The organism is Pseudomonas sp. FFPRI_1 (genome assembly GCF_055384485.1).
The window spans coordinates 3,860,690-3,877,235 of the sequence record NZ_AP029168.1 but is presented as its reverse complement, the minus strand read 5'-3'; the positions used below and the strand labels follow the sequence as shown (position 1 = coordinate 3,877,235).

Here is a 16,546-nt window from a genome sequence, read left to right as displayed (position 1 = left end):
GGATCGGTTCTCATGCCGCAGGTTCAGGGGGCCTTGGGCGCCGAGCGGCGCCACCAGGGCTGGATGCCGCGCCGGTTGCGGCGGATCAGGCCGACCCGCCTCGCGGTGCGCAGTTTCGGGGTGAGCAATACCGTGGCCAGGTCCGCCAGCAGGTTGATCAGCACCACCCCCAGGGTGATCACCAGCACGATGGCCTGGATCATCGGCAAATCACGCATCTGGATCGCCGAGTTCAGCGAGGTGCCGATGCCCGGGTAGCTGAACACCACTTCCGCCAGCAGGGCCCCGCCAATCAGCGTGCGCAGGGTCAGGGCCAGGCCCTGGATGGCCGGCACCAGGGCATTGGGCAAGGTGTGGCGCCAGACGATGCGCCACTGCGGGATGCCCCGTAGCCGCGCGGCAATCACATAGTCGGACTCCAGGGCTTCGATCATCGCCGCACGCAGCATCCGCGTCAGGTAGGGCAAGGCTGACAGCGCCAGGGCCAGCGCCGGCAGCACCAGGAACTGCAACTGCCGCCACAGCGGCAACTGCGGGTCGAGGATCGACACCGCCGGCAGCAGGTCCATGTGGGGCATGGAGAACAGCAGCACCAGGCCAATGGCCAGGAGAAACCCCGGCGTCGCCTTGAGAAAGATCAGCAGCGATAGGCTCCAGCGATCCAGGCGGCTGTCCCGGCGCAGGGCCAGGGCCACCCCCAGGCCCAGGGCCACGGGCACCACCAGGGCCATGACCCCGGCCAGCAGCGCCAGGGTGTAGCCCAGCCGGGCAAAGAGCACCTCGGCCACGGGGGCATTGGAATCCAGGGACTGGCCCAGGTCACCGGTCAGGGTCTGCCCCAGCCAGTGCCGGTATTGCTCCAGCAGCGGCCGGTCCAGCCCCAGCTGGCGTTGCAGGGTGAGGATGCTGTCCAGGGGCGCATCCGGGCCGAGGATCACCCGCGCCGGGTCCGAGGGCAGTGCCTGGGTGGCGACGAACACCACCAGGCTGATGACCCAGGCGGTGAGCAGGCCATAGCCCAGGCGACCGATGAACCAGGACAGCCAGGCTGGGGTTCTGGAGGCTTTTGCGCAGGGTTCAGACATGGTTCAACCACAACTCGTCGAAGCGCCAGGAGGCGAAGGTGGTCTGTTCCGGCGTCAGGCCGCCGACCCGCACCGAGGCGGCGTCCAGCACATCGTTGAAGCCCCAGATCAACAGCCCGCCACGTTGGTGCTGGATGGCCTGGGCCTGATGCACCAGGGGTTTGCGCAATTCCAGGTCGGGCTGGGCCAGGGCCTGTCGGTAGAGCTCGGTGAAACGCGGATCGTGGAAATTACTGCGGTTATAGATGGCCTGGGGCGCGTCGTTGTGCAACGCCGAGGCAAGAAAGCCCCGGGCCGGGGTCGACCCGGGCGACAGCAGCCAGTTTTCCCGCTGGGGCCCGTTGAACACCGAGCCGTCGACCTGGGTCACCTTGATCTGCACCCCGGCCTTCTTCGCCTGCTGGGCGAACACCAGGGCCGCATTGACACCAGCACCCGGGGTGCTGGTCAGCTCTACCCGCAAGTCGCTCTGCCCGGCCTGGCGCAACAGCGAGCGGGCCTGGTCCAGGTCGTAGGGGCGCTGGGCAATGCCGTGGTTGTAGGTCGGGTCGTGGGGCGAATACAGGTCATTGGCGATCCGCCCGAAACCGTTGAGGCCGCGATCCACCAGTTCCTGGCGGTCGGCCAGCAGGCGAAACGCCTGGCGTACCCGCTCGTCCTGGAACGGTGCCTTGGCCAGGTTGAGGTTGAAGCCGGTGAACGAGGTGCTCGGCGAGGCATAGAACCTGAGCCGCGGATCGGCCTTGAGCAGCGCGCTGTGCTCGGCCTGGACCCCACTGGCCACATCGATCTGCCCGGCTCGCAGGGCGGCGGCCCGGGAGACCTGATCCTTGAACTCGATGATTTCCAGCTCGTCGGCATAGGGCTGCCCCGGCTTGTAGTAGTTCTCGAAACGGCTGTACAGCGAACGCTGGCCGGGAATGAAGCGCTTGAGCCGGTAAGGGCCGGCGCCCACCGGGTTGGTCTGCGGGTGGTAGTCGGTGGGCACGATGCCGCCGAAGCTGATCAGGGTCTCGTCCAGGGGAAAGAAGCTCTGGCCCTGCTTGAAGCGGATCTCGATGGTGCGCTCGTCCAGCTTGCGCAAGGCCTGGCGGTCAATGGCCCCCACCAGCCCGGCGAAGGGTGACGCCAGCTGCGGATCGGTCAGGCGCAGGATGGAAAACAGCATGTCGTCGGCGCCGATGCTCTTGCCGTGGTGAAACTCCAGCCCCGGCTTGATGCGGATGGTCCAGGCGCTGGCATCGGCATTGGGTTCAGCGAATTCCGCCAGGGCCAGGCGGGTGCTGACGTCCGGGTTCCACTCCCAGAACTTGCTGTACAGCGCCCAACCACGAATGATCCCGCCGCCCACGGGTTTATGGGCATCGAGGTTGCCGGACTGGTCGCCATCGATGATCCCTACCCGCAGGCGTCCGCCGCGCACCGGCGTGCTAGACGCCAGCGCCGCAGCGCTCAACGCCACGCCACTGTCGCAGCCGCCGAGCAGGCTGGTGCCCAGCAACAGGCCGCCACCCACGGCCAGGGAATTGCCGAGAAACTCCCGGCGGGAAAACACCTCGCTCATGGCTCGCTCCTCAGGCCTGCTCGCTGGCAACCGCCGGCTCTCGGGCCGGCGCAGTGGCCCCCAGGCGCGGTACTTCGAAACCGTGATCCAGGTCCAGCAGCGGGAACAGCAGGTCTGCCACCCGATGGGCTTCGTCGATCAGCGGAAAGCCCGAAAGAATGAAGGCCGAAGTGCCCTGCTCCTCGTATTCGCGAATACGTTCGGCCACCTGCTCGGCACTGCCCACCAGGTAGGTGCCTGCAGCCGGACCGAGGATGTTGAAGCCGAACAGGCTCGGGCCAAGCCAGACATTGGGGTAGATCTCCAGGTCCCGGGCCCTAGGCAGGCGCCCGGCACGGATGGCCTCGACATTGCGCTGGATCTGCGGATCGTCGCTGTGGAAGCTGTCCAGGGTTTCTCCCGGCGGCAACTGGCGCTCGATGGAGGCCCGGGCGGTCTGCAACGAGGTGCGCTGCAGCAGCTTCTCGGCGTGGGCCCAGGCCTCCTCCGCGGTTTCCCGGACAATGATCTGCAGGCGCGTGCCAAAGCTCAGCTCGCGGCCGATCTTCGCCGCTTCGGCGGCCACCTTGCGAAACTTCTCGCCAAGCTTCGGTGGGGTGTTGGCAAAGCTCAGGTACACATCCAGCAACTGCACTGAATGCGCCACTCCCGGGCCGGAAGTGCCGGCACCCCACAGCGGGATTCCGGGGCGCTGCCTTGGTGCGTGCCAGCCGCCCAGGGGATGGCTGGCCGCAGCCGGCGAGCGCGGCGCCAGCCTGACGTAGCGACCGTCGTAGCCGGCGGTATCGCCGGCGTAGAAGCCCTGAAAGGCCCGCCAGTACTCCAGGCTGAAGTCATAACGTTCATCGTGGGGATAGTGCACCCCGAGGGTGGCCAACCCGGCGTCGCTGCCGTTGACCACATTGAACAGCAAGCGACCGTTGGAGAACTGATCGAAGGTCAGCGCCCACTTGGCCAGCACCGCCGGTGACAACTCCCCCGGATGCTGGGCCACCAGAAAGCGCAAGCGCTGGGTGGCATCGATCAACGCCGCCGAGACCGCCAGGCTTTCATTGGGGCTCGAGCCCAGCAGCGAGCCGTAGTAACCCAGGCGATCACTGGCCACCGCCAGCTGCTTGAGGTGTTGAAAATCAGTGTTCCAGCGCCCTTCCGGCTCCCAGGGATAGGGGCCATCGGGGGTGGTGAGGTACCAGAGAATCTTGACGGCCATGTGCCTGTTCCTTGAATGATTGAACGCCTTTGGCAGCGTTCGGGCGTTGTCCTGGCGAACGCTTTCGCTGGCAAGCCAGCTCCTACAGCAGCCAGATAGATCCCGTAGTCCCTGTAGGAGCCGGCTTGCCGGCGAAGAGGCCCTCGGGTCTTGCATCGCTCTTGCGGACGCTTTCGCTGGCAAGCCAGCTCCTACAGCAGTCAGATAGATCCCGTAGGGACCCGACCCGGCGCGGCGCGACTCGGTGGGGCGTCAGGTCAATTGCGCCGGTCGATGGCCGGCACCAGGCCCAGTTCGCTGGCGCGCTCGTAGAGGCCGCTCATCTTCCATTGCTGGGTCAAGACCCCCGGCCCATAAGGACGGGAGCCACCCAAGGCGTCGGCCAGCAGTTGCAGTTGCGCGCCCTCCTCCAGCAGCAGGATGAATTCCGCCGTGGCCCGCAAGCCTTGCTTGCCCCATACGGTGGAGCCGCCATTGGCTTCGAGAATCGCCAGATTGAAGGGGTTCTGGGCAATGCTGTCGAGGATGAAGTCCACCTCGGGCTGGCGCCGGTCGATGTACACCGGCAGCTCCCGGGCCAGCTGGTAACGCTGCACCGGTACGTAGTGGAACGGCAGGCTCCGGTGGGTCTGGGCCCAGGCCCCCAGGTACGGCGAATGCACGTGGGACACGGTGGTGATGTCGGGGTGTTGCTGGAACAGCTTGGTGTAGCGCCCCAGGCCGCCCTTGCCCTGGCCGAGGATGACCTTGCCGGCAAAGTCGGTGACCGTGGCCTGCAACGGCTTGTGGTAGTTCCACGGGCCGCCGTAGTTCACCGACACCAGCAGTTCCTGGCCCGGCACCCGCTCGATGAAGCCCACGGTGCCGTTGGCGGTAATGGTCCGGGTTTCGCGAAACACGGTGAACGCCTGTTCGGCCTCCAGCAGCACCTGGTCGATAAAGGCCTGCAGTTCCTGGGTAATGGGTGTTTCGTTGATCAATACGGTCATGGCGATTCTCCGGGTTCAGGCGCGGCGCTTGGCCAGCAGTTCATGGGCGGCGAGCAATGGGCGTGGATCGACCCAATCGGCAATGGCGAAATCCCGTTCCAGGAAGCCGTGCCGGTAGAGGAAGTTTTTCTGGATATCGAGAAACTGAAGACGCTGGGGCGACAGGTCCGGCGCCAGGGTGGTATGGAAATCGCCGCGGTAGGCCTCATTCACACCGGCACTGCCGGCACGGGTTTCCTCTTCCAGGATGGCGTTCAGCGCCGGGCGGTTGTGCGCCGCCCAATCGGCGGCGCGCAGGGTCTGGGCGAGAAAGCGCACCACCAGGTCGAAGTGGTTGTCCAGCAGGCTCTGGTGCACGGTGATCGGCCGCGGGGTGCCGTTGTTGATGCGGTAGCGCGGCTCGGCGATCAGGTCCAGGTCGATGCCCACCACCAGCCCCAGGCGCCGTGCGGCATCGGCGGCCGCCGCGCCCTTGACGTAGACCGCATCCACCTCGCCGCGCGCCAGGTAGTCCAGGCCGGACCACAGGCGCTGCAAACCTTCCTGGGGGTTGGCTGCCCGCTCCTGGTCCTGCAGCGCCACTTCCACCAGTTCGACATCATCGAAGCTCAGGCCCGCCAGGCTCAGGGCGCCCTTGTAGCCGTGCAGGCTCATGGCCCGGGCAATGCTCCCCGGACGATTTTCACCCCAGGCCGGCAAGGCCAGGCGCTTGCCCTTGAGGTCCTCGGGGCGGCGGATGCCGGAGTCCGGGCGTACCAGCAGGGTCTGCCACTCCTCGATCCAGGTCAGGCCGATCAACCGGCTCGGCGAACCGGCGGCGCGGGCCGCCAGGGCCGGGACGTTGCCGCCCTCGCGAAACAGCCCGGGCAGTTGGTGATCGTAGTGGTGATGGCCCAGTTGCCGGGCTTCCTGCAGGGTCGCCACCGGCAGGCCGTCGGCGGCGAACTCCTCGCTGAGCCAGCCCAGCTTGTAGGCGATTCCGGACGCGGTGGGCACCGGGCAACGGGTGAACCAGATCTGCTCCAGCTCGGGCTGGGCAGTGGATAGGGGTAAAGAGGCAGCAAGCGTCATGGACCGGTTCCTGTGCAATGGCGGTTGCCGGAGCCATTGCAGCGCCCGTGCCAACCGGGCAAGGCCGCGGATTACGGGGCCTGCGCCGCTGCTGGCGAAATCGACGCGAGGCCGACTGCTGCCCGGCCAGCAGCATTGCACGGCGACTGCTGCTGTTGGAGCAACGGGCCGACGGACATTGCTGCTGGAGCAGCAACACCTGCTTTGGCCGCGCCTGACCACCCGCCCAAAGGCCTTGTTGCACAAGGCCTGCAACGGATTTTTCGCCAGCTGAAAAGGCCCTGGCGCAGAACTTGCTCAAGCCCCTCACAACACCTGCTGCAAGGGTTGGCGGGCCAACGAAGGCGTTGCCAGGACTGGTGCAAGGCTCAAGGGCCCCTTCGCCGGCAAGCCGGCTCCTACGGATCAGGCCGATACACACGCCCCTGTAGGAGCTGGCTTGCCAGCGAAGGCGTCGCCAGGACTGGCGCAAGGCTCAAGGGCCCCTTCGCCGGCAAGCCGGCTCCTGCGGTGGATCGATTCCTTTGATAGAGGTAGACACATGAGTAGCGTACAAACCCTTAGCATCGCGCCGGTACGCGTCCTGCGCAGCGAGGCCGAGGCCATCGCCGCCGCCCGGGAGATCGCCACGCAAATCGCCGCCATCGCCGCCGATCCCCAGGCCAATGGCCAGTTGCCCCGGCGCCAGGCCGAGCTGCTGTCCACCAGCGGCCTGACCGCCATCGGTGTACCCAAAGCCTTTGGCGGCCTGGGGGCCTCGGTGGCCACCATCGTCGAGACGGTGCGCCTGATCTCGGTGGCCGATGGCGGCGTCGGTCAGTTGCTGCAGATCCACAACGTGATGCTGCGGGGCATCTTCAATGGCTACCCGGATGCCGTACGCGACCGCCTGATCAGCGATGTGCTGGCCGGCAAGCGCTTTGGCAACGCCCTGGCGGAAGTCGGCGGCAAGAACAAGTTCGCCCTCAAGACCCGCATCGAACGTCGCGCCGACGGCAAGCTGATCCTCAATGGCAGCAAGTTCTACTCCACCGGCGCCTACCTGGCCGAGTGGATTTCCCTGACCGCCGCCAGTGAGGACGGCGGTGCCGGAGTGCTGCTCAACCGCAACACCCCGGGCCTGACCCTGGTGGACGACTGGCACGCCTTCGGCCAGCAGAACTCGGTCAGCGGCACGGTGATTTTCGACAACATCGAACTGGACGAAGACTTCGTCTCGCCGCGCAAGGGCCCGATGAAGCGCACCGGCCTGACCTTCCCGCAGATCCTCCATGCGGCCATCGACACCGGGATCGCCGCCGGCGCCCTGGGAGCGGCGGTGGACTACCTGAAACAGCACGCCCGGCCCTGGGTCGAAAGCGGCGTCGACCACGCCAGCGAAGAGCCGCACATCATCAAGCAGATCGGCGAATACGCCGTGGCCCTGCGCGCCGCCGAATCCTTGCTGCGCGACGCTGCCCGAGTGTTCGACGAACACGAGCAGGACCCGGACAACAAGGAACTGCAGGACCAGTTGATCCTGTCCGTGGCCACCGCCCGGGCCCTCTCCGACAGTGCCTCGCTGAAGATCTCCAGCGACATCTTCTCCCTGCTGGGGGCCAGCTCCTCCTTGAGCAAATGGAACCTCGATCGTTTCTGGCGCAACGCCCGGGTGCACACCACCCACGACCCGATCCGCTGGCGCCTGCACCACGTTGGCAACTACTACCTGAACGGCGTCGACCCAGGCGAATACACCGCCATCCTCAATGCCAAGGAGCAACAGGGAGCGACCCGCCCGACCCCATAACCCAACCACCGCCGCCCCCCGCGTAGGAGCTGGCTTGCCAGCGAAGGCGTCTGCAAGAGCGATGCAAGGCCCAAGGGCCTCTTCGCCGGCAAGTCGACTCCTACAGGGACTACGGGATCTATCTGACTGCTGTAGGAGCTGGCTTGCCAGCGAAGGCGCCTGCAAGAGCGATGCAAGGCCCGAGGGCCTCTTCGCCGGCAAGCCGGCTCCTACAGGGACTGCGGGATCTATCTGACTGCTGTAGGAGCTGGCTTGCCAGCGAAGGCGCCTGCAAGAGCGATGCAAGGCCCGAGGGCCTCTTCGCCGGCAAGCCGGCTCCTACAGAGACTGCGGGATCCATCTGACTGCTGTAGGAGCTGGCTTGCCAGCGAAGGCGCCTGCAAGAGCGATGCAAGGCTCAAGGGCCTCTTCGCCGGCAAGCCGGCTCCTACGGGGGTGTCCGACTTTTTTGAATGAGCCCTGCATGATCGAAAAACACCCTCTCTTGCGCGCCTTGGCGATCTACCGGGAAATGCCCTGGCGCTTCGCCCTGGTGGCGCTGCTCTATATCGCGGTCAATCTGGGGCTGGTCTGGCAACAGTGGCTGATCGGCCATGCAATCAACGATGTCAGTGCCGGGCGGGCGGTGCAGCGTCTGGCAGACGGCAGCCTGGACGCCCGCCTCGGCTGGTACTGGTTGTGGCTGATGCTGGCGGTGGCCCTGGGCCGTGGCGCATTGCAGTACGCCGCCAGCGTCTTGTCCCTGGTGCTCAGTCAGGAGCTGTTGACCCGCCTGCGCGAACGCATCCTGCAGCAGGTCCAGGGCCTGCACCTGGGCTACCACTGGCAGCACGGCATGGGCGAGATGATCACCCGTACCACCCGCGATGCGGACAAGGTCCGCGATGCCCTGATCAGCTTCTGGCGCCAGGTGGTGGAGACGCCCCTGGTGGTGCTGGCCACGGTCGGCCTGCTGAGCTGGTACAGCCCCTGGCTCGGCGTGGTGCCGTTGTTGCTGACCGCCTGCGGGCTGTGGATTTTCGTGCGCCAGACCGGGCACCTGGTGAGCCTGGACCGCGCCGTGGGTGCCGCCTACGACCGGGTCAACCAGGACCTCAGCGAAGGCATCGGCGGCGTGCGGGTGATCAAGTCCTTCGCCCTGGAGCACAGCCGTGTCCAGGGCTTTGCCGCCCAGGTCGCGCTGTTCGCCGAACAGGCACGCCGGGCCCTGGCTTATTCAAGCTCGCGGATTCCCCTGCCCCAGGCGGTGGTCGCCCTCAGCCATGTGTGGGTCCTGGTGTATGGCGCCCATCGGGTGGCGGCCGGGCAATTGGCAATCGGCGAGCTGGTCAGCGCGCTGTTGATCGTCACCACCCTGGTGTTTCGCATCGAGGGCATTGGCCGGGTGATGCAGACCTTCGCCGACGCCCGCTCCAGCGCCGAACGCATCTGGCACCTGCTGGATGAGCCGGCCGGCATTCGCAGCGGCACGGCCCTGCTGCCACAGACGCCTCTGGGGCTGAAGCTGGAAGAGGTCAGCGTCAGCGCTCCGGGCGGTGGCCGGCAGATCCTCGAGCACTGCTCCCTGACCTTGCAGCCCGGCGAGATCGTCGCCCTGGTCGGCGCCACCGGCACCGGCAAGAGCCTGCTGGCCAGCCTGCTGCCGCGCCTCACGGAAGTCGGCGCAGGCCGCCTGCTGCTGGGCTCCGAGCACAGCGGCTGGCAGGACGTGCGCGACCTGGACCTGGACCAACTGCGGCGCCGAGTGCATGTGGTGCCCCAGGAAAGCTTTCTGTTTTCCGACACCCTGGCCGCCAACCTGCGCCTGAGCGCCCCCGCTGCCAGCGACCGGCAACTGCGCCAGGGCCTGGCCCTGGCGGCCGCCGAAGAGGTACTCGAACGCCTGCCCCGAGGGCTGGACAGCCGGCTCGGCGATCGCGGGGTGACCCTGTCCGGCGGCCAGCGCCAGCGCTTGAGCCTGGCCCGGGCCCTGCTCGGCGAGCCGGACATTCTCTGCCTGGACGACGCCACCAGTGCCCTGGATGCCATCAGCGAACGCCAGGTGCTGCACAACATCCGCCAACTGCGCCGGGACCAGGGCCGGGCCACCACCCTGCTGCTGATCTCCAGCAAGCTCTCGACCATTCTCCTGGCGGACCGGGTACTGCTGCTCCAGGACGGGCGCATCAGCGCCAGCGGCCGTCACGCCGACCTTTTGAACACCAACGCGCACTACCGCGAACTGCTGGGAATCGACCATGGCTAACCCAATCGCCGGCAAGGCCCTGAGCGACATCGAAATAGAAGAAATGCTCGCCAGGCAGGCCCTGGACCGCAGCATGTTTTCCCGCCTGCTGCCCCTGTTGCGACCGATTCGCGGGGCCATCCTGGGCGTGATCGGCATCGAGCTGCTGCTGGTGTTCACGGTCTTTCTGCGGCCCTGGTTCGTCCGTGAACTGCTGGACCATGGGTTGGTGCTCGACCAGGGGCACTGGTGGCTGGACGAGTCGCTGCTGCTGTGGCTGGGACTGGGGCTGGCGGCCAGCTGGCTGGGGCGCTTTGTCCTCGCCGGGCTGTCACAGTTCGTCGCCGGCAGCGCGGCGATCCGGGTGCTCAACGACCTGCGGATCAAGGTCTTCGCCCATGTCCAGGCCCTGAGCATCAGCTACTTCGACCAGACGCGTGCCGGACGGATCATTTCCCGCGCCGACCGCGACGTCGACAGCCTGGAGCCGCTTTTGATCCAGGGCCCGCCGGAGCTGTTGGGGGCCCTGCTGCGCTGCGGGCTGGCCGCGGTGATGCTGTGGCGCATCGACCCGCGATTCTTCCTCAGCCTGGCGGCCACGGTGCCGCTGCTGGCAGTGGCGACCTGGGGGTTCAAGCGCATCTCCCAGCGCAACTGGGCCAAGGTCGCGGAGAACCGCAGCCGTTTCACCGCGCACCTGGTGGAAAGCGTCAGCGGCGTGCGCATGCTCCAGCAATGCGGCCAGCAAGGGCGCAACTTGCAGCGCTATCGCGGCCTGCTGGAGGACTTCAATCAGGCGCTGATCCGCGGCAGCCTGCGCTCCAGCTGGTTCGCCCCGTTCACCGCCCTGCTCAGCTCCGCCGGCATGGCCGCGCTGTTGCTGGTGGGCGCCTTTGGCCTGGCCAGTGCGCAAGTCAGCGTGGGCCAGGTGGCGGAAAGCCTGTTCTACGTGTTTCTGTTTCTCGGCCCCTTGCAGGAGCTGTCCGACCTGTTCGAACGCTACGCCACCGGCTCGGCCTCGGCCCAGCGGATCTTCCTGCTGCTCGATACCCGGCCCCAGGTCCTCGACCCGCACAAGCCGCCCCCCTTGCAGCGTCCACGGGGCGACGTCAGCTTCGAACAGGTGCGCTTCGCCTATGACCCCAACAGCCCGACCCCGGTGATCCATGACCTGGACCTGCAGATTGCGGCCGGGGAAGTGCTGGCGATCGTCGGCCCCTCGGGTCACGGCAAAAGCACCCTGGTGCAATTGCTGACGCGTTTCTACGACGTCCAGGGCGGCGCCGTGAAGCTCGACGGCATCGACATCCGGCAACTGGCCCAGCATGACCTGCGCCGGGCCGTGGGCGTGGTGCTGCAGGACAATGTGCTGTTCAGCGGCAGCATCCTTGACAACCTGCGCCTGGCGGCTCCCGACGCCGATGACGCGACCCTGATCGCGGCGGCCCGGGAGCTGGGCGCGGACGAAGTGCTGGAGCGCCTGCCGCACCAGTACCACAGCGAGGTCGGCCCCCTGGGCGGGCATTTGAGCCATGGCCAGCGGCAACTGGTGTGCCTGGTACGGGCCTACCTGGCCAACCCGGCGGTGCTGGTCCTGGACGAAGCCACCTCGGCGGTGGACATCCACACCGAGCAGCGCATTCAGCGCGCCCTGCGCCGTCTGTGCGAAGGGCGCACGGCGATCATCATCGCCCACCGCCTGGCGACCATCCGCGATGCCGACCGGATAGCCGTGATCCGCCATGGCCGGCTGGTGGAACAGGGGCCGCATCAGCAGTTGATCCGGCAGAACGGTGCCTATGCTGCGTTGTACCAGGCTTACCTGCGCAGCGCCGACCAGCCCGGCGGCGCAACCCCCGCAGCCCCTTTCGCCGACAAGCCGGCGCCGACAAAAGCACCGCCGCTATCGCGCCAGCTGTAGGAGCTGGCTTGCCAGCGAAGGCGTCCACAAAGACAGCACAAGACTCAAGGGCTTCTTCGCCGGCAAGCCGGCTCCTACAAGAACGACGCCGCTATCGCGCCAGCTGTAGGAGCTGGCTCGCCAGCGAAGGCGTCCGCAAGGACAGCACAAGTCTCAAGGGCCTCTTCGCCGGCAAGCCGGCTCCTACAAGGACGACGCTGCTATCGCGCCAGCCGTAGGAGCTGGCTTGCCAGCGAAGGCGTCCGCAAGGACAGCACAAGGCTCAAGGGCCTCTTCGCCGGCAAGCCGGCTCCTACAAGAACGACGCCGCTATCGCGCCAGCCGTAGGAGCTGGCTTGCCAGCGAAGGCGCCCGCAAGGGCAGCACAAGGCTCAAGGGCCTCTTCGCCGGCAAGCCGGCTCCTACGGGGGTATTGGGCGGCGGCGCCTCTGTTGCGCGCTCAGCAACGGTTGCTGACCGGGTGCTGCTACAGCAGCACTCGCCCTCGCCAAGGCCACTGGCATGGCCCCTCAATCCCCTTACCTGCGGCATCAGCGGCCCATGGCATGGCCGTTGCAACCACTCCTGAAGGCGTCTTCGCACCCGCGCGGCGCAACGCGTTACTGAATCAGGAGCACCCATGAGCACTGAATTTTTCTGGCGCCTGCCGCTGGGCACCGACGGTCCGCAGTTGAGCACCGACAAACACAATCGCGGCAACCCCCAGCACCGTCCCGGGCATATCGCTCCCGGGCGTTTGCCCAACGGCGAGGCCGACGGTTTCACCTACATCGACTACATCGCCCAGGTGGCCAAGGCCGCCGAGCTCGCCGGCTTCGAGGGTGCGCTGCTGCCCACCGGCCCCGAGCCGTGGATCGCCGCCGCGGCCCTGGCCCGGGAAACCCGGCGCATCCGTTTTTTGATCGCCTTCCAGGCCACCTGGACCCTGCCCGCCTATGCCGCCCAGCAGGCGGCGATCCTGCAAAACCTCAGCCACGGCCGCCTGGACTGGAACATCATCACCGGCGGCAACCCGGTCAGCCAGCGGGCCAACGGCGATTACCTGGACCATGACCGGCGCTACCAGCGCACCGGCGAGTTCCTCGACATCATCCAGGGTCTCTGGGACAACGAGCGCTTCTCCTATGAGGGCGATATCTACCAGCTGGAGAACGGCGCCCTGCCCCCGGGCCTGCAACATGAACGCAAGCCTGGGGTGTACTTTTCCGGTTTCTCCGACGCGGCCCTGGACGTGGCGGCCAAGCATGCCGACGTCTACCTCAACTGGGCCGAGCCCATCGACCAGCTCAAGCCGCATATCGAACGGGTTCGGGAGCTGGCGGACAAACAGGGCCGCACGGTGCGCTTCGGCCTGCGGGTCGACCTGTTCGCCCGGGAAACCGAGGAGCTGGCCTGGGCCGACCTGCGCCGCCAGTTCGACAGGCTCGAAGGCAAGAGCAGCCTGATCGCCAAGAACTTCACCAGTGGTTCCGATTCCGTCGGCGGCGCCCGACAGACCGCCTATCACCAGAACATCGACCGTTTCGACGACCTGATCCTCGGCCCCAACCTCTGGGCCGGCTTCGCCAAGGCCAAGCCCGGCCCCACCGTGGGCCTGGTGGGCAGCCACCAGAACATCGCCGAACGCCTGGTGGAATACCGCGACGCCGGTTTCTCCACCTTCATCCTGGCCGGCAACCCGCACCTGGAAGAAGCCCTGCGCATCGGCCAGGAAGTGCTGCCCCTGGTGCAGCAACGCCCCGTCGCCCAGGCGACGCCCTTGCAGGCGCGTGCCTGACGCCTTAAGGAGCCCGTTCATGTCTCATCCTCTGGACACCCTCTGGTACACCCGCTGCCCGGTCCCCACTGGCCTGGGCATCGCCGTGCAGCAAGGCTGGCTGCAGGACAGCCTCAGTGCCCTGGGCACCCAAGTGCAGTCGCTGCGCGAGTCCGCCGACCAGGCCGTGCGTGAATCCCACTTCGACCACAGCCTGCGCAACTCGGTGCGCCACGGCGGCAGCATCCCGGCCCTGTGGGCCCGGGCCCAGGGCCGGGAAACCCGGTTGATCGGCCTGTCCTGGGCCGACGAGGTGCAGTTGATCCTGACCCGCGCCGACAGCGGCATTCACAGCATCAAGCAGCTCAAGGGCCGGCGTTTCGGCTTGCCCGACTGGGCCGCGGCGCAGATCGACTTCACCCGCGCCCAGGCCCTGCGCGGCCTGGAAAACGCCCTGGGCCTGGAGGGCCTGCAAGTGGGCGACCTGCAACTGGTGAACTACCGCTACGGCGGCACCTTCAGCGACCCGCAGGTGCAGACCCTGGCCGACACCCCGGTCAGCGCCCAGCCGGCCAGTGGCCGCAACCTGGAACTGCAGGGCCTGCTGCGGGGCGAGGTCGACGCGATCTTTCTCAAGGGCGCCAGCGCCGCCCGCCACGCCCACGAGTTCGGCCTGCGCACCCTGATCGACACCGGTGCCCACCCTGACCCGCTGATCCGCTGCAACAACGGCACGCCACGCACCCTGACGGTGGACAGTCATCTGCTGGAGCAGCACTTCGACGTCGCACAGGGCATTCTCGGCGCGGTGCTGAAGGCCGAAGACTGGGCCCACAGGCACCCCGAAGACACCCGCCGCTACCTGGCCCGGGAAACCAACAGCAGCGAGTACTGGGTCAGCGCCGCCTATGGCGACGACGCCCACCTACGCCTGCGCACCGGCCTGGATGAACAGGCCATCGCTGCGCTGCAAGACTTCAGCGCCTTCCTGCGGCGCTGGCGCTTCATCCCGCAACAGGTCGACGTACGCCAATGGATCGACCGCCGGCCGCTGGATGCGCTGCTGGCTACCCCTACCGCTCTGGCCGGCTGACCGCGCCAGGTTTCATGGATTCGAACTGAAGACCCTTATGAGCAAATCACTCGATACCCTCTGGTACACCCATAGCCCGGTGCCTACCGGGCTCGGCATCGCGGTACAGTCCGGACGCCTGGCCGAGGCCTTCCTGCCGTTCGGCACCAATATCCAGTCCCTGCGCGAATCCAGCGAACGCGAAGTGCGCGAAGCCCACTACGATCACCACCTGCAGAACTCGGTGCGCCATGGCGGCAACATCCCGGCCATCTGGGCCTACTCCAGCGGCGTGCAGACCCGGGTCCTGGGGCTGTCCTGGAGCGACGAGGTGCAGTTGATCCTGACCACCGCGGAAAGCGGCGTGAAGAGCATCCGCGACCTGAAGAACCGGCGCTTCGGCCTGCCCAAGTGGGCCAACGTGCAGATCGACTTCACCCGGGCCCAGGCCCTGCGCGGCCTGGAGAACGCCCTCAGGCTCGAAGGCCTGGCCGTCAGTGACGTCGAACTGGTGGACTACCCCTATGGCGGCACCTACAGCGACGAGCAGAAACAGCACCTGTACGGTTCCGAAGTCAGCCTTGGGGTGACCCGCTTCAGCCGCCGCAACAACGAACTGATCGGCCTGCTGCGCGGCGACATCGACGCGATCTTCCTCAAGGGTGCCCACGCCGTGCACCTGGCCAACGAGTTCGGCCTGCAGGTGGTGGTGGACACCGGCTCCCACCCCGACCCGCTGATCCGCTCCAACAACGGCACGCCCCGTACCCTGACCGTGGACACCCACCTGCTGCGCGAGCACTTCGATGCCAGCGTGAAAATCGTCGACACCGTATTGCGCACCGAGCAATGGGCCTGGGCCAACCCTGAAGAAACCCGGCGCTTTCTCGCCCGAGAGCTGAACACCAGCGAGTACTGGGTGGCGGCCGCCTATGGCGAGGATGCCCACCGACGCCTGCGTACCACCCTGGATGCGCGGTCCATCGAGGCCTTGCAGGACTTCACCGACTTCCTGCACCGCTGGCAGTTCATTCCCCGACGTTTCGATGTACGGGAATGGATCGACTTCAGCGTGCTGGAGACGGTCATCGGCTCCACCTCCCGAGTAGCCGTCTGACCCGCCGGCAAGCCGGCCCCTACCGGGGAACACCGCAATCACCCGGGACCTGTAGGAGCTGGCTTGCCAGCGAAGGCGTCCGCCAGTTCGGCGCAAGGTTCGAAGGCCTCTTCGCCGGCAAGCCGGCTCCTACGGGGGAAACACCGCAATCACCTGGGACCTGTAGGAGCTGGCTTGCCAGCGAAGGCGTCCGTCTGTTCGGCGCAAGGTTCGAAGTCCTCTTCGCCGGCAAGCCGGCTCCTACGGAGGGAACACCGCAATCACCTCGGACCTGTAGGCGCTGGCTTGCCAGCGAAGGCGTCCTCCAGTTCGGCACAAGGCTCGAAGGCCTCTTCGCCGGCAAGCCGGCTCCTACGGGGGAAGCACCGCAATCACCCGGGCCCTGTAGGAGCTGGCTTGCCAGCGAAGGCGTCCGCCAGTTCAGCACAAGGTTCGAAGTCCTCTTCGCCGGCAAGCCGGCTCCTACGGGGGGAACACCGCAATCACCTAGGACCTGTAGGAGCTGTCTTGCCAGCGAAGGCGTCCGCCAGTTCAGCGCAAGATTCGAAGGCCTCTTCGCCGGCAAACCGGCTCTTGCGCTTGTGTTGGTGAGGCAGCATTTCGCGGGGTACGCGGTGCTGCTCCAGCAGCAGCCACCCAGCAACTTCTGCTGAATCCACCGCAGGTGTTTTACCCCCTCTCCAATGCGGCTGTTCGCCTCGGCGCAAGCTGCCGTTTTTACGGCCCAAGCCTTTGGCTTTAATCATTT

The 16,546-nt window shown here is 66.8% G+C and carries 12 protein-coding genes; 6 read left to right on the top strand and 6 right to left on the bottom strand.

Features of this window, described 5'->3' with window-relative positions:
* Positions 1-23 precede the first annotated feature (23 nt).
* The 5 genes from ACZ5BO_RS17235 to ACZ5BO_RS17215 form a co-directional block, all read right to left on the bottom strand.
* A complete protein-coding gene (locus ACZ5BO_RS17235) occupies positions 24-1,085 on the bottom strand; it encodes an ABC transporter permease (protein ID WP_025129029.1) in 1,062 nt (353 codons plus the stop codon).
* Positions 1,078-2,649: an ABC transporter substrate-binding protein gene (locus ACZ5BO_RS17230; protein ID WP_464695841.1), complete on the bottom strand. Its 1,572-nt coding sequence runs from the start codon at positions 2,647-2,649 to the stop codon at positions 1,078-1,080. The genes ACZ5BO_RS17235 and ACZ5BO_RS17230 overlap by 8 nt, the downstream gene beginning before the upstream one ends.
* Before the next feature lie 10 nt (positions 2,650-2,659).
* Entirely contained in the window at positions 2,660-3,859 is a 1,200-nt protein-coding gene (locus ACZ5BO_RS17225; protein WP_025129031.1) for an LLM class flavin-dependent oxidoreductase, read from the bottom strand.
* A gap of 257 nt (positions 3,860-4,116) precedes the next feature.
* Positions 4,117-4,848, bottom strand: a complete 732-nt coding sequence (locus tag ACZ5BO_RS17220) for a class II aldolase/adducin family protein (protein WP_464695840.1) — start codon at positions 4,846-4,848, stop codon at positions 4,117-4,119.
* A 15-nt stretch (positions 4,849-4,863) separates the two neighbouring features.
* Positions 4,864-5,919 (bottom strand): ABC transporter substrate-binding protein, encoded by a 1,056-nt coding sequence (locus ACZ5BO_RS17215; protein WP_464695839.1) that lies wholly within the window; start codon positions 5,917-5,919, stop codon positions 4,864-4,866.
* A 541-nt stretch (positions 5,920-6,460) separates the two neighbouring features.
* On the opposite strand from ACZ5BO_RS17215, the gene ACZ5BO_RS17210 reads away from it, so the two are divergent.
* The 6 genes from ACZ5BO_RS17210 (at position 6,461) to ACZ5BO_RS17185 (ending at position 15,798) form a co-directional block, all read left to right on the top strand.
* Positions 6,461-7,708 (top strand): acyl-CoA dehydrogenase family protein, encoded by a 1,248-nt coding sequence (locus ACZ5BO_RS17210; protein WP_464695838.1) that lies wholly within the window; start codon positions 6,461-6,463, stop codon positions 7,706-7,708.
* A 463-nt stretch (positions 7,709-8,171) separates the two neighbouring features.
* On the top strand, positions 8,172-9,953 hold the full coding sequence (locus ACZ5BO_RS17205; RefSeq protein ID WP_464695837.1) for an ABC transporter ATP-binding protein: 1,782 nt from the start codon (positions 8,172-8,174) through the stop codon (positions 9,951-9,953).
* Positions 9,946-11,853: an ABC transporter ATP-binding protein gene (locus ACZ5BO_RS17200; RefSeq protein ID WP_464695836.1), complete on the top strand. Its 1,908-nt coding sequence runs from the start codon at positions 9,946-9,948 to the stop codon at positions 11,851-11,853. The genes ACZ5BO_RS17205 and ACZ5BO_RS17200 overlap by 8 nt, the downstream gene beginning before the upstream one ends.
* 619 nt (positions 11,854-12,472) lie before the next feature.
* Positions 12,473-13,630 (top strand): LLM class flavin-dependent oxidoreductase, encoded by a 1,158-nt coding sequence (locus ACZ5BO_RS17195; RefSeq protein ID WP_464695835.1) that lies wholly within the window; start codon positions 12,473-12,475, stop codon positions 13,628-13,630.
* A 19-nt stretch (positions 13,631-13,649) separates the two neighbouring features.
* Positions 13,650-14,702 (top strand): ABC transporter substrate-binding protein, encoded by a 1,053-nt coding sequence (locus ACZ5BO_RS17190; RefSeq protein WP_025129038.1) that lies wholly within the window; start codon positions 13,650-13,652, stop codon positions 14,700-14,702.
* A 37-nt stretch (positions 14,703-14,739) separates the two neighbouring features.
* Positions 14,740-15,798: an ABC transporter substrate-binding protein gene (locus tag ACZ5BO_RS17185; RefSeq protein WP_464695834.1), complete on the top strand. Its 1,059-nt coding sequence runs from the start codon at positions 14,740-14,742 to the stop codon at positions 15,796-15,798.
* Positions 15,799-16,280: 482 nt separating this feature from the next.
* On the opposite strand, the gene ACZ5BO_RS17180 is transcribed toward ACZ5BO_RS17185, so the two are convergent.
* Positions 16,281-16,544 carry a hypothetical protein gene (locus ACZ5BO_RS17180; RefSeq protein ID WP_464695833.1) on the bottom strand — a complete coding sequence of 88 codons (264 nt, stop codon included), beginning with the start codon at positions 16,542-16,544 and terminating at the stop codon, positions 16,281-16,283.
* Between the last annotated feature and the right edge of the window lie 2 nt (positions 16,545-16,546).